The organism is Altererythrobacter sp. TH136 (genome assembly GCF_007065885.1).
Taxonomy (GTDB): Bacteria; Pseudomonadota; Alphaproteobacteria; order Sphingomonadales; family Sphingomonadaceae; genus Tsuneonella.
The window spans coordinates 909497-932948 of sequence record NZ_CP041409.1 but is presented as its reverse complement, the minus strand read 5'-3'; the positions used below and the strand labels follow the sequence as shown (position 1 = coordinate 932948).

The following is a 23452-nucleotide window of genomic DNA, read 5'->3' as shown; positions in this document are numbered from 1 at the left end:
CTTTAAGCGACGCGCTTGTCGGTCTGCGATTGCGGGGTGGCCTCTGCGGCCTGCTTCAGCGCACGAACGATCGCCTTGCGTGCGAGCGGAATCTTGAAGTCGTTCTCGCCCTGTCCGACGGCACCCGCGAGGAGGGCGTCAGCGAAGGCGCGGAACGCCTGCGGGGACGGCTGCTGCCCCTTCAACTGTTGCTCGGCCTCCTTGCTGCGCCACGGCTTGTGCGCGACGCCGCCGAGCGCCATCCGCGCTTCAACGATTGTGCCGCCTTCGACCCGCATCGCGACGGCAACCGACACCAAGGCGAAGGCGTAGGACAGGCGATCGCGCAGCTTCAGATAGGTGTAGTTCTGCGTGAAGTCCTCGGCCGGCAGGTCGATGCCCGTCACCAATTCGCCGGGCTTCAGTGTATTGTCGCGCCACGGTTCGTCGCCGGGCAGCCGATGATAATCGGCAATCGGGATCGCTCGGTCGCCGTCCGGGCCGGTGACCTGGACGGTTGCGTCGAGGACCGCCAGCGCCACGCACATGTCCGACGGGTGCGTGGCGATGCACTGGTCACTCGCGCCCAGGATGGCGTGGATGCGATTGACCCCGCCGATCGCGCCGCAGCCGGAGCCCGGCTCGCGCTTGTTGCAGGGCGTGGCGACGTCATAGAAGTAATAGCAGCGCGTGCGCTGGTTGAGGTTGCCGCCGTTTGTCGCGGCATTGCGCAGCTGGGGGCTGGCGCCGGCGAGGATAGCCGAGGACAGCAAGGGATACCGCTCCTCGACCCGCGCGTCCCACGCAGTGTTGGAGTTCGGCACGAGCGCTCCGAGCCGCAACCCTCCGCCGTCCAGCTCCTCAATTGCGTCCAGCGGCAGGCTATTGATGTCGATCACAGTCACGGGGCGCTCGACGTTCTCCTTCATCAGGTCGATCAGGTTCGTGCCGCCCGCCAGATAGCGGACCTGCTCTCCAGCGCCTGCTTGCACGGCTTCGGCAACGCTTGCAGGGCGGGCATAGTCGAAGCGGTTCATGCCTTTTCTCCGATCACGTCGAGCACCGCATCGACGATGTTCGAATAGGCGCCGCACCGGCACAGGTTTCCACTCATCAGCTCGCGGACCTCGTCGCGGGTTCTGGCCTTGCCTTCGTTGATGAGGCCCTGCGCCGAGCAGATCTGGCCAGGCGTGCAATAGCCGCACTGGAACGCGTCGTGGTCGCAGAAGGCGGATTGCAGCGGATGAAGATCGCCCGGCTGGCCCAGCCCTTCGATCGTCGTGATCTCCGCCCCGTCCAGCGTTACCGCCAGCTTGAGGCACGAGTTGATGCGGCGCCCGTCAATCAGCACGGTGCACGCGCCGCACTGGCCATGATCGCAGCCCTTCTTGGTGCCGGTTAAGTCTTCGCCCTCCCGCAGCAGGTCGAGCAACGTCGTCCAAGGCTCGATCGCGCGGGTGCGCGTCTCACCGTTGATCGTCAGGGTGGTCGACACCGTGCCGATCGGCACGGCAGCGTATGTGGCGGTATTGACGGCTGTCGGCATGATTGGCGCCTTCTTGCTTCGGTTCAGGCCGGGATGGCGGTGATATCAGCGGTGTTTTCCTCGGCAACCCCGTTCTCGCGGTGGCGAAAGGCGGACAGCGCACGATAGACCTGAAGTCGCGCGCGCATCACCGACCCGAGCGGCCGATGCGCGGCCAGGCTGTGGGCCGGGCGGAAGGTCATCACCTCATCGAAGTAGCGGACGCGCGCCGGGCTGTAGGCTTCCTGCGCGGGAATGCGGATCGTGGCGACTGTACGATACTGGCTATCCTGCGATGGCCATTCCACCGAGGCGTCCTCAATCGGCTGCGTCTCCGCGTCCGCCCAAAGCTGGACCTTCAGCTCGAACACCGCATCGTGGCCACGGAAATAGTCAATCGCGGCGCGGCGGAAACCGTCCTCGTCCTCATGTGGGTCGAGCTGCCACTCACCAAGCGCATCCTGCGCCTGCGATGCCGGCACGGCCCCGAGCTTCGCGACGTAATCACCATAGCGTACCGGCGCCTGGCTGAAATAGTCGTCACCGATCGGATGGCTGAATGGGTGGCCGAAGAAGTCCGCCTTGGCATAGGCGGTGTCGAACATGCCCAGCACCTTGTTGAAGTTGCGCGCCATCGACGACACCGCGCTTTTGACGCCCTCGGGCATCGGCGTCGCCGCGCCGAGTTTTTTCGCGTCGCCCAGGAAGCCGCTCGCCGTGCCGGACGGAAAGGTGCGCCCCGTGGCGAAGACGAAATCCTGGGTCGGTGCATCGTGGCCAGGCAGCTTCTCCCCTTCAACGCCGAACACCTTGATCGCCATGCCCCGGTGCGTCGACACGCGGTCGCCCAGCGTCTCGCCCGGGCCTTGCGCGAAGCGGATTGCGACGTCGTAGCTGCCAGGCTTGGCGAAAAGCCCCTGCGCCAGCTCGGGCGGAAGGTCGTCCACGATCACCAGCGTGCCGACGACGCAGGCCGAACTCTTGGCATGACTGGCCCGCACGGCGTGCTGCTCGCGCTTCTCGACCACCTCGCTCTGCTGCGTCATGCCCTGAATGATGCCGTCAATCGTTTCCTGTTCATCGGGTTCAGGGGTCTCGATGTCGTCGCGATAGCGCAGGTAGGTCATGGCGATCCTCAACGGGTCGGAGTGAACGAGAACAACTCGGTGCGGATCGACGGCGGGGCGCCCGGTTTGAACCATGGCGTGTCCTGGATATGGCTGGCGGTGACGTACATCGTCCCGTCCGGGCCTTCGGCGAAGGTGTCGGGCCAGCGTAGCCGCTTGTCTGTCAGGACTATCTCCGTGCCTGAGCCGGCAAGCCGCCTGATCGAATAATCGGTCGGCGAGGTGATATAGAGCACTCCCGCCTTGCTCATCCACAAGCCGTCGGCGACGGCCGTAGTGGCGACGGTCTTCACCGCAGCGGCGCGATCGCTCTCGCCGACATCGGGGCGCAGCTTGTCGGTTGCTATCGAATAAAGCGTCTTGCCGGTCAGCGCCTGCCAGTAGAGCGTCTGTCCATCGTCCGAGATCGCAATGCCGTCGGAGGCGAACGCGGGTTGCCGGCCATCGGGTCGGACCAGCGGTTTGCCCTCGATCGCGACGGTGACGCTCTTGTCGATCTGGGTCGACGGATGGCCATCGAGCGCGCGAAAGCTCTTTCCGTCCTCCAAGTCGATGACGATGATCGCGCCGCGCGTGCCGCTATCGGTTATGTATCCGGTCTTCCCGTCGGGCGAGAAGCGGATGTCATTGAGGTAGGTGCCCTGCAGCGCGACATCGCCTGGCACCGCTATGACCTTGGTAACCTTATTCGTTTTCAGATCGATGCGGACGAGCTTGGGCGCGCCTTCAAGGATCTTCTCGTTACCCGGCGCGCCCGGGTCGAGCACCCACAGATTGCCATGGCCGTCTGGCACGATCGACTGAACGCAGACAAAGTGTTCACCGACCGGCATCTCATTCGCCTTGGCGTTGCGCCAGCTGTTCCACTTCGCGTCGGGATACGGTTGAAGCGTCCCGTCGGGCATCACCTCGGCAACCGAGATCGGCGCGTCGTCGGTCCAGCGTGGGAAGTTGACGAAGCGGCGCCCGTCTTCAGTAACAGCGACGCCCGTGACCTGGTGATCGAAGCGCGCGACTTGGGTGAGCGCAGCGCTGCGCCCTGCCTGTGCGTAGGCGGCCCCTGCCAGCGCGATCGTCGTAGCTCCCAACCCCATCAAAACACCGCGCTTTGGCATCCACCTGCTCCTTTTACCGAACACAAAACGCGGCGGTTTGTCAGTCAACGGCCGCGCGCCGTGAATGGGCCGAAGAAAATGCGCAAATCGAAATGGGTTAGTTATTTTTCCGAGCAGCTCGGTTGTGGCGAACCTCACCAGCGTCGCTTCAGCGCACGTGCGGACGCTTACCCACCGGTCACGCTCATGTGACGCGCGACCGCTGGGGTTTGCGCTGCAATCTGGAAATCGTGGCGGCGGGGTTTACCTGAGACGAGACAATCGAGGCGCTTGTGCAGTTCGTCAACATCCCCCTCCCGCAAGGCGGGTCGAAGCTCGATGTGCTGGTCGCGACCGAGGCAACCGTATACGGTCCCCGTTGCGGAAATGCGGATGCGGTTGCAGCCCGCACAGAAATTTTGAGTCAAGGGCGTGATAAGCCCGAGGCGGGTGGCGGTCCCGGTTACTTCGTAATAGCGAGCCGGCCCGCCGGTGCGCAGTGTCGACGGCGAAAGTACGAAGTGCTCGGCTAGGGCCTCTCTCACCGTGTCGAGCGGCAGGTAATGTGCCGTGCGGTTCTCCTCCACCAGTCCGAGTGGCATCGTTTCAATCAGTGTGAGATCGAAGCCACGGTCGCAGCACCAAGCGAGCATGGCCGCGAACTCGCCATCGTTGATGCCCGCGAGTGCCACCATGTTGATCTTGACCGCCAAGCCAGCGGAATGCGCCGCATCCAAGCCGACTAACACCTTTCCCAGATTGCCTCGGCGGGTGATGCGCTGATACTGTTTGGGATCGAGGGTATCGAGGCTGACATTGATGCGACGAACCCCTGCCGCACGGATAGATGCGGCCATCCGGCCGAGCTGGGTGCCGTTGGTGGTGAGGGTGAGTTCGTCAAGCCCTCGGCCGAGGTGGCGCCCAAGCCTGTCGATCAGCGTCTCCACGCCGCGGCGCACTAGGGGCTCGCCCCCGGTCAAGCGCAGCCGCCGGACCCCGCGATCGACGAGCGCGTCGACAAGCTGCTCGATTTCCGCGAAGGTCAGCAGTTCGGGCCGCGGAGCGAAGGTCATTTCCTCCGCCATGCAATAGCGGCACCGCAGATCGCATCGGTCCGTGACCGATAGCCGTACGTAGTCGATCGTCCTTCCAAAACTATCCACGAGCGGCGTCGCGGCAGCGCTGCTCGCGCCGTCTTCCGGGCTGATAGTCTCCCGTGCTGCCAGCACCAAGCGAGCTCCGGTCACGTCAGAAAAGTCCACGGAGGTCATCTTGCGTATCGACGTCCTGGATGCAACCGACGTCAGTGGTTTCGATGTGAGCGATCCCTGATAATCCGGCGAGAATGGTGCGCGCTCCCCGGTCGCCTTCAAGCCGCTGAAGGGGCGCGAGAAGATTCGCTGAAATGGCGACCGGGTGACCTGGCACGCCCGCGAAAACCGGCCAAGCGGCCGGCGCGCCCTTGAGGACCAGTTCCAAAGCCTCGTCGCCGAGTTGTACGCTGACGTTTGGCATGTCGGCGAGAAAGATAAGGACGGCGCGGCAGTCAGTGGGCAGGGTAGCGAGGCCACATCGGAGCGATGCCGACAGGCCGTCCCGCCAGTCCGCGCATCGCACGGATCTCAAGCGCGCCTGCGCCAGTGGCAGGAGCGCGTCCTCCACCGCCTCCGCAGCGGCTCCGACAACGACCGTGACGCTCTCGACCTTGGCCGCGAGCGCCGCCTTAGCAGTCCATGTAACGAGGGGCTGGTCGCGAAACGGGGCGAGCAGCTTGGCGCCTCCGAAGCGTTGGGCCGCGCCGGCGGCCAATACGAGTCCGTGGCACCCTTTGGATCGGTTAGAGAGCGACATGGAGCGCGCGGCGCTTGCCGGTGCGGGGCGTTGCCATGGACCGGCTGCTCTCGATGATCTCGGCGGCAACTGCCACTGCAACCTCAAATGGCGACCGGGCGTCGATAGGCACACCGATGGGTGCGTGGAGACGGGCGATCTCGTGATCGGATAGGCCCGCAGCCTTCAAGGCAGCCAGCCGCTTGTCGAGCTTGCGGCGCGAGCCGAGGACTCCCACATAGCCTGCCCGCGAAACGAGCGCGACGAGGAGCGCCTTGTGGTCGAGATCGGGATCATGCGTCGCTATCGCGATCGCGGTCCAGGGGTCGGGCGAGAGTGCCTCGAGCGATGCGGCCAGCGGACGGCGATCGCACAAGACCCCAAAAGGCGGTTCGCCATCGGGACCGAACGGGCTCAGGAGGATCGTTTGCCAACCTAGGGTGCGGCCGAGGCCGGCAATGGCCAGCCCAAATGGGTCCCTGCCCACGACCGCAAGGCGGAGTTCGGGGTCGAAGCGGCGGCTGATGCAGCCTGTTACCGCGCGGTTTTCTTCATCGGCGGAGGCGCAAACCCGGCTTGTTCCATTGCTCACCCATAAGGCGGGTTGGCGCGCCAGCGTTAACGCTCGAAGGTTCGCGAGCGCCGCGTCGCCGGGAGGAATGCGCTCGATAGCCACGTCGATACGGCCGCCGCAGGGAAGGCGGATGTCGATGAACGGACTGCCCTCGCCGTAGACCAAGATCCGCGGCTCCCCGTCCCGAATGACCTCGCGCGCGTTCAACGCGACATCGGCTTCGATGCAACCGCCCGACAGAAAGCCCCAACTTTCGGCGCGAGTCACAACCATCTGCGATCCCACGGGTCTGGGTCCACCATTTGCGGCTATGATCGTGGCGAGAGCGAATGTCTCGCCCGCGTCGGCGGTAGCAAACATGCGCTCGCGGACATCGTCCTCCAGCCCAGTGACGTGCCAATCCGGCCCATTGGGAATTAGACTGCTTGTCGTTTTTTCTCTCATGACCAGGCAAACGCGTGACGGCGTTCCAAATCGTTATCGAGTGTCAGCGGATATTCGCGCAAGCGCATCCCCGTGGTGTTGTGAATGGCTTTGGCGTTCGCCGCGCCCGGCCTGGTGCCCCCACCATTGGCTTCTAGGATCACGTCAATTGTTTCCATTGGCTGATCCACATCGGGAAGTGACCGCTCTGCGCAGCGATAACAACTTCTCCTAAGTCGTTGATCAGGTCGTCGTGGCCTTGTTCGTTCTCTGACACTGGCGGCGCTCTCACAAAGCTTCGGTGGGACTACGCTCGGAGCACCTACTCGTTGCACGCTAAACCCAGTTCGCGATTGGAAGAGCGGATGTAGGCAAGGAGGTCGTCAGCCGAACGGCGGCTTTAGCGACCTAGGCATCCATGAGCCGACCATCCGCTTCCGGCCCACTAACGGACATCGAACTGCTTCTACCTTGCCGCGGTCGACAAAGGTGGCAAGGTCGGCTGTATGAGCTCTCTCGACGCGGCACGTTCCTACATCATTACCTTGTCTTGCCCAGACAGGGTCGGAATAGTCGCGGCCATCAGCGGTCACTTGGCCGGGCTTGGTGGCTTCATCGTCGATAGCCAGCAGTACGCGGATCTGGATTCCGGACGTTTCTTCTTGCGCATCGAGTTCAAGGCCGATGTGAAAGCGTTTCCAGAGTCGCTGGAAGAGCTTCGCGCCGGGCTCTCCCCGATCGCGCAGCAGCACGAGATGGATTGGGAGCTACTGCCTTCAACTCACCGCCCGAAGCTGCTGATTGCCGTGTCAAAGGGTAGTCACTGCCTCAACGACCTGCTCCACCGTTGGCAGACCGGCAACCTGCCCGTCGATATCGTCGGAGTGGTATCGAACCATCCTGACCTTCGCGACCTCGCCGAATGGCACGGCGTCCCTTATCACTACCTGCCGGTCAGCGCGGATAGGAAGGACGAGCAGGAGGCAGAGCTATTCTCCGTCTTTGCGCGGACTGCCGCCGACTATCTGGTCCTCGCTCGCTACATGCAGGTGCTCTCCAGCGGCCTGGCCGATCGCCTTTCTGGAAGGTGCCTAAACATTCACCACAGCTTCTTGCCAAGCTTCAAGGGTGCGCGGCCGTACCACCGCGCCCACGAGCGCGGAGTGAAGCTGATCGGCGCGACTGCTCACTTCGTCACGAGCGATCTCGATGAGGGTCCGATCATCGAGCAGGACGTCGAGCGCGTCGACCATCGCGCGACCGACGGAGACTTGGTAAGGATCGGACGAGACATCGAGGCCCGGGTGCTGGCGCGTGCAGTCCGTTGGACGGCCGAACGAAGAGTGTTCCTGAATGGCATCAGGACAGTGGTGTTTCGGTAAAAAGATCGTCCGCTTTCGACCTAGAGTTGCCAATCAGACTGTTGCGATAACGACGCTTGGATTGGAAGTCGCCGCACCCCTGGAGGTCCCGTTGTCTGGTCCCAATCAGCGCTTGGCCAGCCGGCAGCAGCTGCATGTAACGTTCCGACTGGGGTCGCGCGTCCAATGGTGCACAAAGTCCCTTTACACCACAGCCGAGAAAAAAGCCTTTCGTCGAGCTCAACCGGCGCTTTTCCTCGATTCGACGCCAAGGCCGCGGAATCCCGCCAGCGGCGATGCTAAAAGACGATTCCCATATTTGATGTGTCAGCATCCCGATCGGAGTTTGCACAAGTAGCTCGGCTCGTGCTCGGAGCTTGAAATCACCTGATCAGCTCGCTGGCGCTCGCCAGGGCCTCTTACTTCTTCCGCTTCCGTGCGGCGCGCAGCTCCACCATCCTTACCACTGCTTCGCCAGGATCGATATAAGCCTCCGTTGAACTAAGGAAGGCGTGTCCAAGCATTGCTTGGACATCCCGAATTGACCCGCCCGCCAAGTTCGCCAATCGCGCGTGCTCAGTTCCAAATGTGCGCCGACCGGAGTGACTAGATACGCCCAAAAGGCCCGCGTCTTCGGCGATCTTCTTGTAGGCACACCTCAACGCTTTCGAATTGCGGTACTTAAGATGGCCTCGGCGATTGCTGAACGCGACGAACTCAGCTGCAGGATGCTCACGATGCAGATCCGCGAGCGCTTTTCGTAGGCGAGGCGTCATAGGCAGGGGGCGTCCGCGGCCGTACTTGGCAGTTCCCGGCATCACGTCGAGCGTCTTGCCCACGTCCCCACTGGCAGTGAGGAATGTGTCCACCCGTAGGTCTGCGATCTCACACGCCCGCAGGCCTGCATCATATGAGAGCAACAGGACCGCTCGATCACTGTAGGGTGAATTGCCACGTCCTGCGACTTCCAGCATACGCTCCAACTCGCTCTCGCTGAGGCGCTTCGCTCGCTTCTTAGCGCCTCTAGTGCGGGCAAGGCCCGAGACATCTTCTTGTTTGACGGCCTTCACCGTGGGCTTGGGCTTTGCAGACTTTGACTGGTTGAGCACCGGAGGGGTTTTGCTAGGTCGACGCGGGACCTTGGCTCGGTGCGAGCGGGGCGGGGAGGCAGATCCTTCGTCACACGCCACCTGGGGCCAATGAAGGCCAGTCTGCTCAAAGAAATTTGCGTCGAGGCGCGCTTGGCGCGCAGCCTTCTCGGCATCGTGCTTCGTCTCATCTCGAAACCGTCGGCGGGACAAACCATGCTCCTGATCAAGAGTTCGCAATCTTCCCGTTGAAAGACCGGCGAATGGCGGGGAGCGCATACCAAGAGGGTGCAGGGCGAGCCGAACAAGATTTTCTGTGCGGATGAATCTTCCGGTTCGTAGATATTCCCCAGAGACAGTTAAAGTCGACCCTGTGTAACATTGGTAAGTAGCAAAAGACCGATTTTGCTACTTAGTCATGGTATTGCTACTTAGACTTTACAGTGATCACTTTCTCTTAAGAAATTCAGGTGGTTGCACGACGAGGCTCTGCCGCCAGCTTGAACCGAGTGGTCCGGCCGTGCCGATGAGGGTTGGCATCTGTGCGCAACCTGTCGGCAAGTTTGGCATCGAAACTGTCGCTGAAAGCCGCAGCTGAAGCACTGCACACGTGAGCCGGCGAATGTCCCCCCGTTTTCGATGCGACCAATGGAGAGTCATGTGAACCCCTTCATTCTGCGACTTCAATAACGATGAAGTACATTTCTAGACGTTAAGGTTAATGTAAAAATAGCGCGTTTGCTGTAATCAACTCTAGCTTGTAAAAGCAAAGCGAATCGGAATAGAAAGGAGGTGCTAATGCTAAGTTCTGAAAGGTTGTCTGGTACGGGCTTCTATCCCCATGAGGCTCGAGTTGAATTTGATCGCAGAGCGTTCCGATCAGTGCAACATATTGACCTGCTCAAGGGCGCAGTGTTGGCTGATCCATTCGAGGAGCTTGCCCGTTCAGGTCCGGCAGGACTTTGGATGCCGTTCACGGCTGATCGAGGCGTTGCCGTCAGCCCACAGAACAAGGCCTATGCCTGTCCGTTTCCGAGAAGGACGTCTCGACACAAAACGGGCGGACCAAAGCGCGCCAGGGTCTTGGCGGATGCCGATATCATCAAGGTGCTGGCCCATGTGGAAGCTAGTAACAGCCCCGCAAGCGATCGGGCCAAGGTCCTACTTTCCTGCAAGGCTGGGCTGCGAGCGGGAGAGATTGCGGAATTGCGCCGGCATGCCTTTACCGATGCACGGGGAAAGGTAGGCTCTTGTCTTACGGTCTATAGCAGCAAAACCGGCAGCACCCGCGAGGTGCCTATTCATCCGATGCTGCGGGACGCCCTGGACCGGCTGATCACCGCCCATCCGAGAACCGATCGCGTCGCCTTCAACGCTCGCCATGGACGTATTCGGCCTCAGAACGCAAAATCGGTAACCGTTTGGTTCCTTCGGCTTTATCGCGAGCTCGGTCTGATGGGCTGTTCTAGCCATTCCGGGCGCCGAACTTTTGCAACCCGAGCGGCGCGCGCATGCGGAGCTCATCATGCCAGCTTGGCGGATGTGCAGCGCCTGCTGGGCCATTCCCAGCTGACATCGACGGAGTGTTATCTCGATTTCTCCGCGGGGACGGAGGCGCTCGTTCATGCGATTTGATCGGTTTGTCTCGCCGCACAGCTATGGGCCGACCGCGGTGCGATCAACGTCGAGAAGGTCCAGTGACGTCCTCACTCTCGGTACCAAGTGGACCACACATGCGGCGATCCCCTCCGGATCGCTCCTATGTCTGGTCGGCATTTCATGGGACGGGGACAGCCTTGATATCGTTCATAAGGCCATCCTCGAACTTGCGGGCGATGATCAGCCGAGCCTTCTGCATTTCGCAGAAGAGATTGCCGCGTATCTGCGAGCTCACAAGGTCCGCGAACTTTTCATCCAGCGTCCGCCGGTGAGCGGTCCAAAAGCCGGATCGCACCTTAACCAGAAATCAGAGGCGGCGTTGTGGCTGCAGCGCCAGGTTCGGGCCCAAGGGGCCAGCTCTATGCAGGTGGCATCTTGGCTGAAGAAGAATGACGTAATGCTTCCAGAGCCGGAAGCTCGGTTGCCCAAGCGTCACCGCCAACTCCTTGAACGGACATACGGCGCCGCCGCGTTCGCGCTGTCCAAGAAGTTGGAACAGCAGCATCACCAGCGTCGCGAAGGAACGTGCGCATGAGTTGCGTCAAAAAGTTTCTCGCGAGCATCCCCGCGGGCTCTGTCGTCGATCGTTTTGATATCGGTGCCGGTCCAGAACGCCTTGGCGACCTGCCCTCTGCATTTCGTACCGATCAGCTGATGCCGGTCATCCGGGCGCTGACGCGCGGTGGAGATAAGGTGTGGCTGCACCAAGCCAAGGCGCTAACGATGCTTGGGCGAGGCGATAACGTGGTGCTCGCTACCGGCACAGGCTCGGGCAAGACACTTGTATTCCAAGCCGAGATGGTCCGACAGTTTCTCGCCGATCCCGACGCCACTGGTTTCGCGCTCTACCCAACGAAGGCCCTTGCCTGGGATCAGTTGGTTCGCTGGCGCTCGGCCTTCGCGGCGGCCGGACTTAGCGCGGACAGTGTTGCCGAAGTGAACGGAAGCACATCATTTATCGACCGAGATGCGGTTCTTGCGCGAGCTAGATTGATCATCGGGACCGAGGATATCGTCCACGCGTGGTTCATGCGGATGGTGGCGGCACCCGACGCCCAGCGCTTTGCCCGGAACTTGGCGTTCGTAGTGATCGACGAGGCTCACGATCTTGAGGGCGTGTTTGGCAGCAATTGCGCGTTGCTGTTTCGGCGATTGCGTGCGGCCCGCAATCGTAGCCGCGGGGCTGCGGCCTTGCCTGAAAATGAGCTGCGGTTTGTGGCGGCAAGCGCAACGATCGCCGATCCTGCGGGCCACCTTCAAGACCTGACCGGACTGCCATTCAATGTCGTCAGCGAAGAGGACAACGGTGCTCCAAGGCAGGCCAAGACATTGCTTCACATCGAAGGTCCTGAATTCGGCCAGGTTGCCGAGTCCGCGTTAGCAAGTTTGATCGAGAACTTGGCTGGCAAGATCGCCCCAGACTCACTGATCGCTTTCGCCGATGGGCGAAAGGTCGTGGAGAATGTCGCGTCCACGATAGCACGTGATGACGTTGAACCTTTCCGTGCTGGATTCGAGCCTGAAGATCGCAGCGAAATTGCCGCAGGCATGCACAATGGCAGCCTCCGCGCCATCGTATCCACATCTGCTCTCGAGCTCGGGATCGACGTACCCCAGTTTGCTGTTGGCCTGAGCCTGGGGGTGCCGATGTCTCGCAAGGCTTTTCGGCAGCGGGTGGGGCGGGTTGGTCGATCGGGACCCGGCGTCTTTGCGGTGATCGCAGAACCTTCTGCATTTGCCAAATTGGGCACGTCGCTCCGGGACTTTTATGTAGGGGTGCCTGAGCGGTCATCTCTCTACCTTGAGAACCCCATCGTACAGGTTCAGAACGCCTGCTGCCTGTTCGAGGAATGCGGCGGCGCCGACGGCGGCGCGCGACTGCCAGCCGACATCGATTGGCCCAATGGCTTTGCCGATGCGTTTGGCTTGGCACATCCTGCGGCCATCCGACCGGCTGAGATCGATCACGTCCTTGCACACGGAGGGTCTGGGAGCCCGCATCGCGATTATCCCTTGCGACGGATCGGTGACGGGAAATTTGCGCTTCGAGCCCACCGGGGCGACGGCGAGATCATAGGCACTATCGACGATGGGAAGGCCCTTCGAGAGGCTTATCCAGGTGGAACCTATCGACATCGCAAGACCGCTTACAAGGTCATCGAGTGGCGGAGCACTGCATACGAGCGATCCATCTATCTGCAGAAAACGAGCGGCTATTCTCGAACGTCACCAATCTTGTTGACCCAGGTGGGCGTGTCGCACGCGGCTAGCGAAGTTCTGGACGGACATCTGAAAACCAGTGCGAGCGGTTCCCTAGCGGAAGTCAGGATGCAAGTTGCGGAAACTGTGATTGGCTTTCGTAGCGGCAATACTGACCACCTGTACAAGGAGCTGGTCCAGCGTGATCGACGTCTCTCGCGCAAGCAACGGAACTTTTCGACAAGTGGGGTCGTAATCCGCATCGACGAACTCTGGTTCCGTGGACGCGGAGGAGCGGCCGCGGAAGCGCGGGATCGGATCGGGAAAGCACTCGCCACCATCTTGACCCGCGAACGAGGCGTCGCTGCAGGGGAGGTGCGTTGGGAATGTTCGGGCATCGCGCTGCACGAGAAAAGCGGTCCTCGCCTGTTGGACGACGCCCTGGTTATTTTCGACGACCTTTGTGGCGGCCTCCGGCTGACCGCTCCTTTGTTTGACGAGTTCGCTGGAGTACTGGGACAACTGGGACGGGGCGCCCGAATGGCCGGGACGGAGGCGCTCCTGGACGAAATCACAATCTTGCGGCTCATGAATTGGCATAAATCTCTGGAGAGCTCTGTCGAAAGTGGATCAGAAGGCACCCTTGGTTCGTCTGGGCAGCGACTGATTTTCGCTCCGGGCAGTCACGTCGCCGTACGGATCAACGGTGAGCTCCAGGATCGGCGGCTAAAGGCTCACCAATTGGTTACGATGTCTGATGTTCAACATCTGATGTACTCCTATGAAACCTCACCGGGGGTTTTTGCACTTGTTCCCCATGAGCAGGTCGAGCCCATTGGGCACGATTGGCGCTATCTTCTTTGGGACCCCGCTACAGGAGAGGCTGAGGAGATCGCCGCATGAATCCCGATGGCAATTTTGCGCCCAATCCCGGTCATTCGTCGGTTGCGATTTGATCCTGGAAGCAGCCGTTCGTGTAGCCCAGCCGCGAGGGTGTCACACCGGATGGTGGGAATTCGCTGTTCCTCGTTCAGCGCGAGGAAGCCCGCCGGAGATCGCGCACCCCCGCGATCAGCGCCGCTCGAGAAATCTCTCCTATGTGCAGATCGACGACGAGGCCATCGGCAGAGACGAAGGCGGTTGTCCGCAGGGCCGAGGAAGTCAGTGCGGAGCCTATGCTTCCCTGCGGATCCAGCAGAATGTTCGCAGCGGGCAGGCCCTCGTCGCCGGCCGGGACAGGTCGCGGTCGACCCGCTTACGGCCATACGAGAGCACCGCAACGAATGCCCACAGCGCCGCGACCGCGAGCATCCGGTCGGCGGCCACGGCAAGCGGGCCGATGTGCGGTGTGTCGATGGGTCCGGCCCCTGTCAGCTGCTCAAATGAGGCCGCGCGCGAGCCAAGGGTCGTCGCGGGGCTCCACACCCTCGTCGTCGGCGGATGACACCAGCGCCGCGAAGGCGTTGTCCTGAGAGAGGAAGATCCGCCCCGTCAGATCGCCGAGCAGGCGCGATGCGCGGAGCCGGTCCATGACAGGACCCTTCACCTCGGAGAGATGCAGCTTAATTCCCGCATCGGCGAGACGGTGGTTTATCGCCTCGAGGCTTTCGAGCGCCGAGGCATCGATGGCGTTGATCGCCGACCCCATCAGGATCAGGTGACGCACTTCAGGGCGATCGGCGACCACCTCGAGCACGTGTTCCTCGAGCCAGCGTGCGTTGAGATAGGTCAGGCTTTCATCGATGCGAATGGTGACGATCCGCGGGTCGGTGATGACATCGTGCCGGTCGACGTTGCGAAAGTGCTCGGTGTTCGGAACCCGGCCAACAATCGCGGCGTGCGGGCGGGACGTACGCCACAGCAAGAGGGCGAGGCTGAGGAGGACCCCCGCGACCACGCCCGGCTCCACGCCAAACCCCAGCGTTACCAGGATAGTCGCCGCCATCGCGGCGAAGTCGGCCCGCGAATAGCGCCACACGTTCCGGATGGCCGCGAAATTGACGAGGCTCAGCACCGCCACGATGATCGTTGCCGCGAGGGTGGCGATCGGAAGCGATGCCAGCAGCGGAGTCAGGAACAACGCGGCGATTGCGATGCCCACCGCGGTCATCGCGCCGGCCGCCGGCGTCTCGGCGCCCGCGTCGAAATTGACGACGCTCCGGGCGAACCCGCCCGTCACCGGGTAGCCCCCTGAGAACGAGGCGGCGATGTTGGCTGCGCCTAACCCGATCAGTTCCTGGTCGGGGTCGATCCGCTGCCGGCGCTTCGCGGCGAGCGTCTGGGCGACCGAGACCGACTCGACGAAACCGATCACCGACAGCAGCAGGGCCGGCACCAGCAGCTGTTGCCACAGGCCTGGATCGAACAACGGGACCGTGAACGGCGGCAGGCTTTGCGGAATCTCGCCGACCACCTTCACGCCCCGCTCTTCGAGGTCGAACGCGATGACTGCAAGGGTGGAAGCGACCACGGCGGCGATGGGCCCCGCCTTGGCGGTCAGGTCGGCCGGACGGGCAGGAACGCCCAGGCGCATCAGCGCCGGCTTCAGCCCCTTGCGCACCCAGAACAGGAACGCGAGCGAGCCGACGCCGATCGCCACCGTCGGCAGGTTGGTGGTGCCGATGTTCTGCCAAAGCGTGGCCAGGAGTTCCGGCATCGCTTCGCCCGAAGCCCCGACCCCGAGGATCGACTTCAGCTGGCTGGTGGCGATGATGATGCCCGAAGCGGTGATGAAGCCCGAAACCACCGGATGGGACAGCAGGTTGGCAAGGAAGCCGAGCTTGAGCACGCCCATCAGGACGAGCATTAGTCCGGACAAGAATGCCAGGACGAGAGCCGCGGCGATGAACTCGGCGCTTCCCGGCGGCGCGACGCTGCCGGCGGCCGCGAGGGTCATCAACGAGATGACTGCCACGGGGCCGACCGCCAGCGTGCGGCTGGTCCCGAAGATCGCATAGGCGATGATCGGCAGGATCGAGGCGTAAAGGCCTACCTCGGGGGGCAGTCCCGCCAGCATGGCATAGGCCAGGCTCTGCGGGATGAGCATGATCGTGACGATCCCCGCCGCTACGCCGTCATTGACGAGGGTCTGGCGATTGTAGCTGCGCCCCCAGGCAAGGACCGGCAGGTAGCGGGCGAGCATCGACACGGTCTATTGCGGCTTGCCGGCCATCTCCCACAGGTCCGCGGCGCGCGCGCCCGACCGGCAGAAGCTGACGACCTTGCCGTCGCACTGGCGCAGCGCTTCGGCAAACCGCTGCCCGTCTTCGGCGCTGGCCTGGCCGGGCACCACGGGGATGTGGGTATAGGCGAGGCCGTGGCGCTTGGCCTCGGCTTCGAGCTCGGCCGACTTGGGCTGGCCCGGCTCCTCGTCGTCCGGGCGGGCATTGATGATCCCCTTGAACCCCTGCGCCGCAAGCTCGCCGATTTCGGCCGGCTTCACCTGGGTGCGCACCGCTAGATTGGGGGAAAGCTGCTTGTATTCGGTCATCTTCGATCTCCTAGGTTGCGGGTTGCTGCCTGCGCGGTTCTTCGGCGGGCCGGGGCAGAAGCCGGTGCGCGGCCATGCCCACCAGCATCGCGGCCACGAACAGCCAGACCTGCCACGCGCCCAGCACGAGCCCCGCGATCGCCGGGCCGGGGCAGAATCCGGCGATGCCCCAGCCGATCCCGAACACCGCGGCCCCGACTAAAAGGCGCGGGTCGGGGGCTGCGTTGCCGGGCACGTGGAATCGCTCGGCCAGGGCGGGATGCGTCAGCCGGCGCCGGACACGGTAAGCCAGCGCGGACGCGACCAGAGCCGAGCCCATCACGTACAGAAGGGTGGGGTCCCATCGCCCCGCAACGTCGAGGAATGCCTGCACCCGGGCGGGGTTGATCATGTCGGACAGGGCGAGCCCCGCGCCGAAGATCACACCGACCAGCAAAGCGGCAAGTATACGGCGCATGATCAGGCCCCCAGCACGTGGCGGATGACGAAGACGGTCGCGGCGGCGATGCCCACGAAGGTCAGCGTAGCGACGATCGAACGGCGTGACAGCCGCGCCACACCGCACACCCCATGCCCGCTGGTGCAACCATTCCCCAGCCGCGTACCGAATCCGACCAGTAGGCCGGCGACGACAAGGGCCGCGGGCGATGCCGTGATGACCAGTTCCGGGCGGCGGACAAACATGGCAATCAGCGCCGCACCCAGCGGCAGGCCGACAACGAACGCGGCCGCCTGCCCCCACGGCGTCCCACCCTTGTCGATCCCGGTGGCCGTCACCAGCATCCCGGAGACGCCGGCGATGCGGCCGTTGGCCAGGAGCAGCAGGCCGGCGGCGATGCCGATCAGCAGACCGCCGGTGATCGCCACGAACGGGGAAAGAGGTTCCAACATGGCCAGCTCCTAGCGAAGCAAGTTCAGCGGCAGCTTCAGGTAGACGACCCCGTTGTCTTCGGGCTCGGGCAAGTGACCAGCGCGCATGTTAACCTGGATCGCCGGCAGGATCAGCCGGGGCATTTCCAGCGTGGCATCGCGCTGGGTGCGCATGGCCACGAAGTCATCCTCGGTCACGTCCTTGTGCAGGTGGACGTTGCCGGTCCGCTCCGCGAGCATGGTCGTCTCCCACACGAAGTGGTCGCGGTTGGGGGCCTTGTAGTCGTGGCACAGGAACACCCGGGTTGCGTCCGGCAACTCCATGAGACGCCGCACAGAGCGATAGAGCGCACGCGCGTCACCGCCGGGAAAATCCGCACGGGCCGATCCGTAGTCGGGCATGAACATGGTGTCGCCGGTGAACAGCGCATCGCCGATGACGAAGGCCATGTCGGCAAGGGTATGACCGGGCACGTGAAGCGCCACCAGTTCCAGCTCTCCGATTTGCAGCGTGTCCCCGTCGTTCAGCAGGACGTCGAATTGAGAACCGTTGCGTTCAAACTGCGTGCCTTCGTTGAAGATCTTGCCGAAGACATCCTGCACCGTGACGATATCCGCCCCGATCGCCAGCTTCCCGCCCAGCTTCTCTTGCAGGTAAGGGGCCGCGGAAAGGTGATCGGCGTGCGCATGGGTTTCGAGCAGCCATTCGACCGTCAGTCCCTCCTGCTCCACATAAGCAATCACCAGGTCAGCGGAAGCGAAGCCCGTGCTTCCCGACGCGTGATCGAAGTCGAGCACGCTATCGATGATGGCGGCACGCTTTGTGGCGGGATCGCTGATCACATAGGTCGCGGTGAAAGTCGGCTCGTCGAAGAAAGCCTGCACAAGCGGGGCCTGCCGGGCGCCGGCCAATGTTTCTTCCACCAGCGAGATGGCCCGCTCGAGATGCGTATCGGTGTTCATGATCGGCTCCTGCGTTCGATAATAGCGTCCGCCCGCCCGAGTTCCGGGCAGAACAGGTCGTGGAGGAGGGAAAGCACCTGGAGCGCCTTGTCGTCGCACACGCTGTAGAAGACCGTCTGGGCATCCTTGCGCGTCGCGACGAGCTTCAGTTCGCGAAGCCTGGCCAGGTGCTGGGACAGGGCGGATTGGCTCAGCCCCACCTTCGCGGCCAGGTCGCCCACCGAGTGCTCTCCGCCCTCGGCAAGATGACACAGCACGAGCAAACGCGGCGTATTTGCCATCGCCTTGAGGAGCGCGACGGCTTCTGACGCTTGCGCCTCGAACTCACTACTCACTTCGCAGTCCCTCTATCTTAGATAAATCTAATGTAGATACTGCTAATGAATTTTCAAGCGTGCTTTTTTGGGTTCGCCGCCGACCCCACCCGCCGGTCTCGCGAGAGACATTGCCGGTTGCCTCATAAGCCGCGAGGATTAGCCCATGGGCCTGAAGACATTCTACGAGGAAGCCATCCTCTCCCGCCTGATCCGGTGTGCGTGCGGAGACCCCAAGATCATGCGGCTCCGTGCGAAACTGGTGCCGCTCGCCGAAGGAAAGGTGTTCGAGCTCGGGGTCGGCGGGGGGCTCAACCAGCCATTCTACGATCCGCAGCGGGTCACTGCTTTTGCAGGGATCGACCCGGGGGCAAACTTGCTCGATTTGGCAAAACAGGCAGCGCTGGAGAAAGGCTGGGAGTCCGACATTCGCCACGGCCACGGCGAAGACATCCCGTTTGCCGATGACAGCTTCGATACCGTGGTCAGCACATTCACGATGTGCTCGGTGGACGATCAGCGACAGGTTCTCGCCGAGCTTCTGCGAATCCTTCGGCCGGGTGGCCGATTCCTCTACCTGGAGCACGGGCGGGCACCCGATCCAGCGCCCGCCAGATGGCAGCGCATCATCGAACCTGCGTGGAAACGGATGATGGGCAACTGCCACCTGACCAGGCCGGTCTCGAGTGCGATTGCAGACGCCGGGTTCGCCATTCAACCCGCGGGAGAGCGCTACCTTGAGAAAATGCCCAGGTGGGTCGGGTGGATGGAGTGGGGCGTCGGGATCAAACAAGGGTGACCCCGCGACTGCAGCGGAACCGCCCCACGGGATGACCCGTTGCGTCAGGGCTGCATGGAGGCCCCGTTGATACTCGAAAAGATCAAGACGCCTGGATTGTCGCACCTTTCCTATCTGGTCGGCTCGGGCGGCAAGGCGGCCGTGATCGACCCGCGGCGCGATTGCGAGATCTACGTAGAGAAGGCCCGCGCCGAGGGTCTCGAGATTACGCACATCCTGGAGACGCATAGGAACGAGGATTTCGTATCCGGCGCACCGGTTCTAGCCGAAATGACCGGCGCCACGGTCTTTCACGGGCCCAACGCCGATGGCGAGGTGGTCTATGCCCAGACCACCCGCGAGGGCGACAGGCACAAGATCGGTTCGCTCGAGATCGCGGTGCTGGAGACTCCCGGACACACGTTCGATCACGTCGCTTACGCGCTCTTCGACAGCGACTATCCGGAGGGCGCGGTCGGTGTGTTCACCGGCGACGCCTTGTTCATCGGCGACGTCGGGCGGACGGATTTCTACCCAGACAGGAAGCGCGAGGTTTCGGGATTGCTGTTCGATTCGCTGCGCAAGATCTGCGGCGTGGGCGACCAGGCCATCGTCTATCCCGCGCATGGGGCCGGGTCCGTGTGCGGATCGGGCATGGCCGATCGGGAGTTTTCGACGATAGGGCACGAGCGGCGGAACAATTCGCTGCTGCAAATCGAGGACCGCGCGGCATTCATCGACCGCAAGGTCAACGAGAACCATTACCAGCCGCCGTATTTCCGGTTGATGGAACGGCTGAACCTGGTCGGCGGGGAGCCAGCACCTCGCACCGCGCGGCCAGCTCCGCTCAGTCTCGACCAGCTGGCAAGTTGCGGCGCCGACCACCTGGTCGATGTACGCGAGCCGTTGGCCTACGCCTCCGGTCATCTTCCCGGCAGCATCAACCTGCCGGTTGACATGGTCCCGGCCTTTGCCGGCTGGTTCATCCGCGAAGGCGAAACCGTTGCGCTGATCGGCTCGGCGCACGATCAGCTGGAAGAGGCAATGGAGCACCTCGTGCGCATCGCCCTAGACAACGTGCTGGGCGGTTATGTCGGCGTGGTCCCAGCGGCGGCCGAAGGAACGCCGATGCGGTTGATCCCGATGATCGACACCGAGACCGTCGAGCGGCGGCTGGCCGGCGACCGTGCCGACTGGACCCTGCTCGATGTCCGCGACGCGGACGAACGGGCCGAGGAATCGATCGAGGGCTCGCATCACATATACGTCGGCGAGCTCAACGATCGCTGGCGGGAACTCGATCCCTCGCGCCGCTACACGCTGATGTGCGCCAGCGGGATGCGCGCGACGATCGCGGCAGGGTGGCTTGAAAGCAAAGGGGTGGCCAAGGTCGACGTCTACCTTGGATCGATGGGAGCGTGGAAGGCGGCGCAGGAAGAAGACCGGAGCGTCGAAAAGGCCTAACCGTCGTCCGCCACGGCCTTCACCGTGACCCGGTGCCGAGCGGTGGAGAGATAACCCGTGAAGTTCCAGACATCCGCCGCATCCTGGGGCTGCGTCTGCCCGGCCTCGTCGACCGCCTTCACCACCAACTCGTGCGTTCCGCTCGGCAGGTTGACGTCGATCGACCACAGCGTCCACGCCGCGCGCGCTTTCGGATCGGATCGAAGCTCGGCCTGGCGCCAGGTAGCCCCGCCGTCGGTCGATACATCGACGCGCGCCACCCCGAGCGGCCGTAGGCCGCGGCATAGCCTTCCAGCCTGGTCCGCCCCGCCTGTAGAGCCTCCCCCCGTTCCGGCGCGCAGATCGCCGAGGTGACCGGCATGGCCTCGATCGTCAGACCCTCGTCCCAATCCGCATCGTCCTTCTTCACGGACGCCGGAAACAACTTGTAATCCTTCGCCTGGATCGGCGCCTGGGACGGAGTGTCGCGCACCTCGATCCTTTCGATCCACTTGGCGCTGCGGACGCCCGCGTAGTCCGGGACGATAATCCGCATCGGCGCGCCGTGTTCGGGCGCCAGTGGTTCGCCGTTCAGGGCCCACGCGATCAGGACGTCGCCGGCAAGGGCCCGCTCGAGCGGGATCGATACCCCGTAAGGCGCGATTTCTCCGTCCACATCGACCTGGTCGGCGCAGGTGAAAGCGACGAAACGCGCGCGCGACAGGTCGATCCTTGCTCGCTCCAGCACATCCGCCAGCGAAACTCCCGTTCACTCCGCATTGCCGATTGCGCCCACCAACCAAGGGTCGCCCGACGTCTTTTCAACCGACTGAAGATCGGCCCGCCGGTTTCCCGCGCATTGCAGCACGGCCGTGACTTTCCGCTCCGGAAAATCGCGGCGCAGGTCGGCAAGGGTGAACGTCGAAGGGCTATCTATCAGTCCGGTAAGTTCGACCGCGTGATCAGGCCCGAGGGCGGGAATGTCGCCGTGGTTGCGAATGTAAAAGGCCGATTGCGGGGTACGGAACTGCGCCACCAGCAGCCGGGAACGCGGCTCGGCGTTCAAGGGCCTCTGACCGTGCACTATGAAGTCGCTCAAGGGCTCCTGTTCTCGCACGACGCGCCTCCTTTCCCACGTTCTCATTGCCGTAAGTGGCCGAGCCTATAATTCAGCGAACGGCAGTTCTGGGCTTCTCGTTCCGTTGACGGCATGAAGCGCGCTAGCTTATCGCAGTCGATTTTGGGTTTCTGAACAGCCGAAGTTGACCGTGTGGTTCCAAAAGCAGACAGACAGCAAACGGCCCACCACCCGCCAAGCTGCGACCGTTCTCTTTGTGGCCAATCATGGCCGAGGAGAACGACAATGGGCTATTCGAGATTTGATCCTGCCATACAGGCGCGTGCAGCGTGGAATGCTGGCAAGACCGTCGGCACAAAGCGACCACTGACACAAAAACAGATTTGGGCAATCCGCTTCCATCTGGATCGTGAAGGTCGGCTACGGGATAAGGCGCTATTCGACCTAGCAATCGATAGCAAGTTGCGCGGATGCGACTTGGTCAAGATCAAGATCGGCGACGTCGTAGCTGGGACCGACATCCGCACTAGGGCAATTGTCGTCCAGCAGAAGACCAATCGGCCAGTTCAGTTCGAGCTCACAGCCGATGTCCGTTCAACCCTGCTTTCCTGGTTAGAACGTCGGGGCGGCTCGACCAGCGAGTACCTCTTTCCAAGCAGGATCGACCACGCCGGACACATGAGCACGCGCCAGTATGCGCGTTTGGTGGATGAGTGGGTTACCGCGATTGGCCTACGGAAATCTGAGTACGGGACGCACTCGCTTCGACGGACGAAGGCCGCGATGATCTACCGCGCTACGGGCAACATCCGCGCAATTCAGATACTTCTAGGTCACACCAAGATCGAGAACACCGTTCGCTATCTTGGGGTCGATGTCGAAGACGCACTACTACTGGCGGAGCGCACGGAAATCTGAGACCTTCGGGCGGTCGACCTCACCTGGTCGACCGCTTTCGGGTTGCGCCTGGAAAGGTGCGATTGGCTGCAATGGGTGGAAAGCGGCCGTCCGATGAGGGCTATTTTGCCCTTCGCCGCCGCCACAGTTGCCAGCCAACTTGTCCAAGGCTGGATGCACCGAGCACCGTCATCGCAACTAAGAACCACCGGGGAGGAATCTTGTCTCCGATGCTTACAAGATCAGAGCGCAGCAGTGCCCAAACCGTTAACAGGAAAAGGAGAACGCCTCCCCAAAGCCTCAATGAATCGCGTAAATCTCTGCTCATCCGGATGATGATAGACTTCAGCCGTATGTCCGCAACGGGGTCGTTAGCGGCTGGTCCGCTTTCAGGTTCCCCGGCAGTCGGCGGCTACGGCGCGTATTAGGTGGGAAGCGGACGTTCTGCTCTAGCCTCCGTATCCTATCGTATTCGTTGAAACTGAAGCATTGAATTCCCCGTCACAAAAAGCTTCTGCAGGTCATACGACAGGGCGAACGTAGCAACAGGGCTGCGGAACAGGACCCGCTCTGCGGTATCGGCTGCAGATTGGCTGGAGGGCGGTCTCTTGCCGCAACCTGCGGCGGTTATGATAACCCCGTCCGGAAAAACGATCCTAGCACTGCGCACGTCATATGGGCCCGACATGCTGTTACACCGCACGGAGCCCAGCAGGATCCCGTCATCCCGAAAGTCTAAAGTCATGACATCCGAAACACG

Annotated in this window: 23 protein-coding genes and 1 pseudogene; 7 read left to right on the top strand and 17 right to left on the bottom strand. The window is 62.6% G+C overall.

Annotated features, from left to right (window positions below; all coding sequences use genetic code 11):
- Positions 1–2 precede the first annotated feature (2 nt).
- The 8 genes from C0V74_RS04570 to C0V74_RS12840 form a co-directional block, all read right to left on the bottom strand.
- Positions 3–1016: a xanthine dehydrogenase family protein subunit M gene (locus C0V74_RS04570; protein ID WP_143250821.1), complete on the bottom strand. Its 1014-nt coding sequence runs from the start codon at positions 1014–1016 to the stop codon at positions 3–5.
- Positions 1013–1525, bottom strand: coding sequence for a 2Fe-2S iron-sulfur cluster-binding protein (locus C0V74_RS04565; protein ID WP_143250820.1), 513 nt, complete (start codon positions 1523–1525; stop codon positions 1013–1015). The genes C0V74_RS04570 and C0V74_RS04565 overlap by 4 nt, the downstream gene beginning before the upstream one ends.
- 23 nt (positions 1526–1548) lie before the next feature.
- On the bottom strand, positions 1549–2631 hold the full coding sequence (locus tag C0V74_RS04560; RefSeq protein WP_143250819.1) for a catalase family protein: 1083 nt from the start codon (positions 2629–2631) through the stop codon (positions 1549–1551).
- An 8-nt stretch (positions 2632–2639) separates the two neighbouring features.
- The gene (locus C0V74_RS04555; RefSeq protein WP_210413447.1) at positions 2640–3746 is read right to left on the bottom strand and encodes an L-dopachrome tautomerase-related protein; all 1107 of its coding nucleotides are present in this window, start codon (positions 3744–3746) and stop codon (positions 2640–2642) included.
- 167 nt (positions 3747–3913) lie between these two features.
- Entirely contained in the window at positions 3914–4996 is a 1083-nt protein-coding gene (moaA, locus tag C0V74_RS04550; RefSeq protein ID WP_143250818.1) for a GTP 3',8-cyclase MoaA, read from the bottom strand.
- Positions 4974–5534, bottom strand: a complete 561-nt coding sequence (locus tag C0V74_RS04545; RefSeq protein WP_168194151.1) for a nucleotidyltransferase family protein — start codon at positions 5532–5534, stop codon at positions 4974–4976. Before C0V74_RS04545 ends, moaA begins: the two co-directional genes overlap by 23 nt.
- Before the next feature lie 28 nt (positions 5535–5562).
- Entirely contained in the window at positions 5563–6489 is a 927-nt protein-coding gene (locus C0V74_RS04540) for an XdhC family protein (protein ID WP_210413446.1), read from the bottom strand.
- 80 nt (positions 6490–6569) lie between these two features.
- Positions 6570–6731: a hypothetical protein gene (locus tag C0V74_RS12840; protein WP_168194150.1), complete on the bottom strand. Its 162-nt coding sequence runs from the start codon at positions 6729–6731 to the stop codon at positions 6570–6572.
- Positions 6732–7058: 327 nt separating this feature from the next.
- On the opposite strand from C0V74_RS12840, the gene purU reads away from it, so the two are divergent.
- Complete coding sequence (purU, locus tag C0V74_RS04535) at positions 7059–7934, top strand: formyltetrahydrofolate deformylase (RefSeq protein ID WP_143250815.1); 876 nt, start codon at positions 7059–7061, stop codon at positions 7932–7934.
- Positions 7935–8332: 398 nt separating this feature from the next.
- On the opposite strand, the gene C0V74_RS13235 is transcribed toward purU, so the two are convergent.
- Positions 8333–9280, bottom strand: a complete 948-nt coding sequence (locus C0V74_RS13235) for a tyrosine-type recombinase/integrase (RefSeq protein ID WP_143250814.1) — start codon at positions 9278–9280, stop codon at positions 8333–8335.
- A gap of 519 nt (positions 9281–9799) precedes the next feature.
- Here C0V74_RS13235 and C0V74_RS04525 point away from each other — a divergent pair.
- The 3 genes from C0V74_RS04525 to C0V74_RS04515 are packed head-to-tail and all read left to right on the top strand — an operon-like array spanning position 9800 to position 13762.
- Positions 9800–10636 carry a site-specific integrase gene (locus C0V74_RS04525; RefSeq protein ID WP_143250813.1) on the top strand — a complete coding sequence of 279 codons (837 nt, stop codon included), beginning with the start codon at positions 9800–9802 and terminating at the stop codon, positions 10634–10636.
- Positions 10626–11195 (top strand): DUF3010 family protein, encoded by a 570-nt coding sequence (locus tag C0V74_RS04520; RefSeq protein ID WP_143250812.1) that lies wholly within the window; start codon positions 10626–10628, stop codon positions 11193–11195. Before C0V74_RS04525 ends, C0V74_RS04520 begins: the two co-directional genes overlap by 11 nt.
- The gene (locus tag C0V74_RS04515; RefSeq protein WP_143250811.1) at positions 11192–13762 is read left to right on the top strand and encodes a DEAD/DEAH box helicase; all 2571 of its coding nucleotides are present in this window, start codon (positions 11192–11194) and stop codon (positions 13760–13762) included. Before C0V74_RS04520 ends, C0V74_RS04515 begins: the two co-directional genes overlap by 4 nt.
- A gap of 475 nt (positions 13763–14237) precedes the next feature.
- On the opposite strand, the gene sulP is transcribed toward C0V74_RS04515, so the two are convergent.
- From sulP to C0V74_RS04485, 6 genes are read right to left on the bottom strand one after another with little or no spacing between them, the layout of a single operon-like run.
- Positions 14238–16001: a sulfate permease gene (gene sulP / locus C0V74_RS04510; protein ID WP_143252160.1), complete on the bottom strand. Its 1764-nt coding sequence runs from the start codon at positions 15999–16001 to the stop codon at positions 14238–14240.
- Positions 16002–16010: 9 nt separating this feature from the next.
- Positions 16011–16349: a TIGR01244 family sulfur transferase gene (locus C0V74_RS04505; protein ID WP_143250810.1), complete on the bottom strand. Its 339-nt coding sequence runs from the start codon at positions 16347–16349 to the stop codon at positions 16011–16013.
- Between the two features lie 10 nt (positions 16350–16359).
- Entirely contained in the window at positions 16360–16806 is a 447-nt protein-coding gene (locus tag C0V74_RS04500; protein ID WP_210413445.1) for a YeeE/YedE family protein, read from the bottom strand.
- Positions 16807–16808: 2 nt separating this feature from the next.
- Positions 16809–17240, bottom strand: coding sequence for a YeeE/YedE thiosulfate transporter family protein (locus tag C0V74_RS04495; RefSeq protein WP_143250809.1), 432 nt, complete (start codon positions 17238–17240; stop codon positions 16809–16811).
- Between the two features lie 9 nt (positions 17241–17249).
- Positions 17250–18182, bottom strand: a complete 933-nt coding sequence (locus C0V74_RS04490) for an MBL fold metallo-hydrolase (protein ID WP_143250808.1) — start codon at positions 18180–18182, stop codon at positions 17250–17252.
- Positions 18179–18517, bottom strand: a complete 339-nt coding sequence (locus tag C0V74_RS04485; RefSeq protein ID WP_143250807.1) for a metalloregulator ArsR/SmtB family transcription factor — start codon at positions 18515–18517, stop codon at positions 18179–18181. Before C0V74_RS04485 ends, C0V74_RS04490 begins: the two co-directional genes overlap by 4 nt.
- Before the next feature lie 145 nt (positions 18518–18662).
- Here C0V74_RS04485 and C0V74_RS04480 point away from each other — a divergent pair, with 145 nt between their 5' ends.
- On the top strand, positions 18663–19295 hold the full coding sequence (locus C0V74_RS04480; RefSeq protein WP_143250806.1) for a class I SAM-dependent methyltransferase: 633 nt from the start codon (positions 18663–18665) through the stop codon (positions 19293–19295).
- Between the two features lie 66 nt (positions 19296–19361).
- Positions 19362–20738 (top strand): MBL fold metallo-hydrolase, encoded by a 1377-nt coding sequence (locus C0V74_RS04475; protein WP_143250805.1) that lies wholly within the window; start codon positions 19362–19364, stop codon positions 20736–20738.
- Here the strand turns inward: C0V74_RS04475 and C0V74_RS13125 are convergent.
- On the bottom strand, positions 20735–20998 hold the full coding sequence (locus C0V74_RS13125; RefSeq protein ID WP_246844963.1) for a hypothetical protein: 264 nt from the start codon (positions 20996–20998) through the stop codon (positions 20735–20737). The genes C0V74_RS04475 and C0V74_RS13125 overlap by 4 nt on opposite strands.
- A 248-nt stretch (positions 20999–21246) precedes the next feature.
- A pseudogene (locus tag C0V74_RS13120) lies at positions 21247–21753 on the bottom strand (molybdopterin-dependent oxidoreductase); the annotation flags it as partial.
- Between the two features lie 327 nt (positions 21754–22080).
- Here C0V74_RS13120 and C0V74_RS04465 point away from each other — a divergent pair.
- Positions 22081–22713 carry a tyrosine-type recombinase/integrase gene (locus tag C0V74_RS04465; protein ID WP_143250804.1) on the top strand — a complete coding sequence of 211 codons (633 nt, stop codon included), beginning with the start codon at positions 22081–22083 and terminating at the stop codon, positions 22711–22713.
- The last annotated feature ends 739 nt before the right edge of the window (positions 22714–23452 follow it).

Excerpts from the sequence above, each read along its gene's own strand:
- C0V74_RS04505 (WP_143250810.1), bottom strand. The coding sequence starts at position 16,349 with ATGACCGAATACAAGCAGCTTTCCCCCAATCTAGCGGTGCGCACCCAG.
- C0V74_RS04500 (WP_210413445.1), bottom strand. The coding sequence starts at position 16,806 with ATGCGCCGTATACTTGCCGCTTTGCTGGTCGGTGTGATCTTCGGCGCG.
- C0V74_RS04525 (WP_143250813.1), top strand. The coding sequence starts at position 9,800 with ATGCTAAGTTCTGAAAGGTTGTCTGGTACGGGCTTCTATCCCCATGAG.
- C0V74_RS04495 (WP_143250809.1), bottom strand. The coding sequence starts at position 17,240 with ATGTTGGAACCTCTTTCCCCGTTCGTGGCGATCACCGGCGGTCTGCTG.
- C0V74_RS04565 (WP_143250820.1), bottom strand. The coding sequence starts at position 1,525 with ATGCCGACAGCCGTCAATACCGCCACATACGCTGCCGTGCCGATCGGC.
- C0V74_RS04520 (WP_143250812.1), top strand. The coding sequence starts at position 10,626 with ATGCGATTTGATCGGTTTGTCTCGCCGCACAGCTATGGGCCGACCGCG.
- purU (WP_143250815.1), top strand. The coding sequence starts at position 7,059 with ATGAGCTCTCTCGACGCGGCACGTTCCTACATCATTACCTTGTCTTGC.
- C0V74_RS04555 (WP_210413447.1), bottom strand. The coding sequence starts at position 3,746 with ATGCCAAAGCGCGGTGTTTTGATGGGGTTGGGAGCTACGACGATCGCG.
- C0V74_RS04540 (WP_210413446.1), bottom strand. The coding sequence starts at position 6,489 with ATGTTTGCTACCGCCGACGCGGGCGAGACATTCGCTCTCGCCACGATC.
- sulP (WP_143252160.1), bottom strand. The coding sequence starts at position 16,001 with ATGCTCGCCCGCTACCTGCCGGTCCTTGCCTGGGGGCGCAGCTACAAT.
- moaA (WP_143250818.1), bottom strand. The coding sequence starts at position 4,996 with ATGACCTCCGTGGACTTTTCTGACGTGACCGGAGCTCGCTTGGTGCTG.
- C0V74_RS13235 (WP_143250814.1), bottom strand. The coding sequence starts at position 9,280 with ATGCGCTCCCCGCCATTCGCCGGTCTTTCAACGGGAAGATTGCGAACT.
- C0V74_RS04480 (WP_143250806.1), top strand. The coding sequence starts at position 18,663 with ATGGGCCTGAAGACATTCTACGAGGAAGCCATCCTCTCCCGCCTGATC.
- C0V74_RS04465 (WP_143250804.1), top strand. The coding sequence starts at position 22,081 with ATGGGCTATTCGAGATTTGATCCTGCCATACAGGCGCGTGCAGCGTGG.
- C0V74_RS04560 (WP_143250819.1), bottom strand. The coding sequence starts at position 2,631 with ATGACCTACCTGCGCTATCGCGACGACATCGAGACCCCTGAACCCGAT.
- C0V74_RS04515 (WP_143250811.1), top strand. The coding sequence starts at position 11,192 with ATGAGTTGCGTCAAAAAGTTTCTCGCGAGCATCCCCGCGGGCTCTGTC.
- C0V74_RS04490 (WP_143250808.1), bottom strand. The coding sequence starts at position 18,182 with ATGAACACCGATACGCATCTCGAGCGGGCCATCTCGCTGGTGGAAGAA.
- C0V74_RS12840 (WP_168194150.1), bottom strand. The coding sequence starts at position 6,731 with ATGGAAACAATTGACGTGATCCTAGAAGCCAATGGTGGGGGCACCAGG.
- C0V74_RS04570 (WP_143250821.1), bottom strand. The coding sequence starts at position 1,016 with ATGAACCGCTTCGACTATGCCCGCCCTGCAAGCGTTGCCGAAGCCGTG.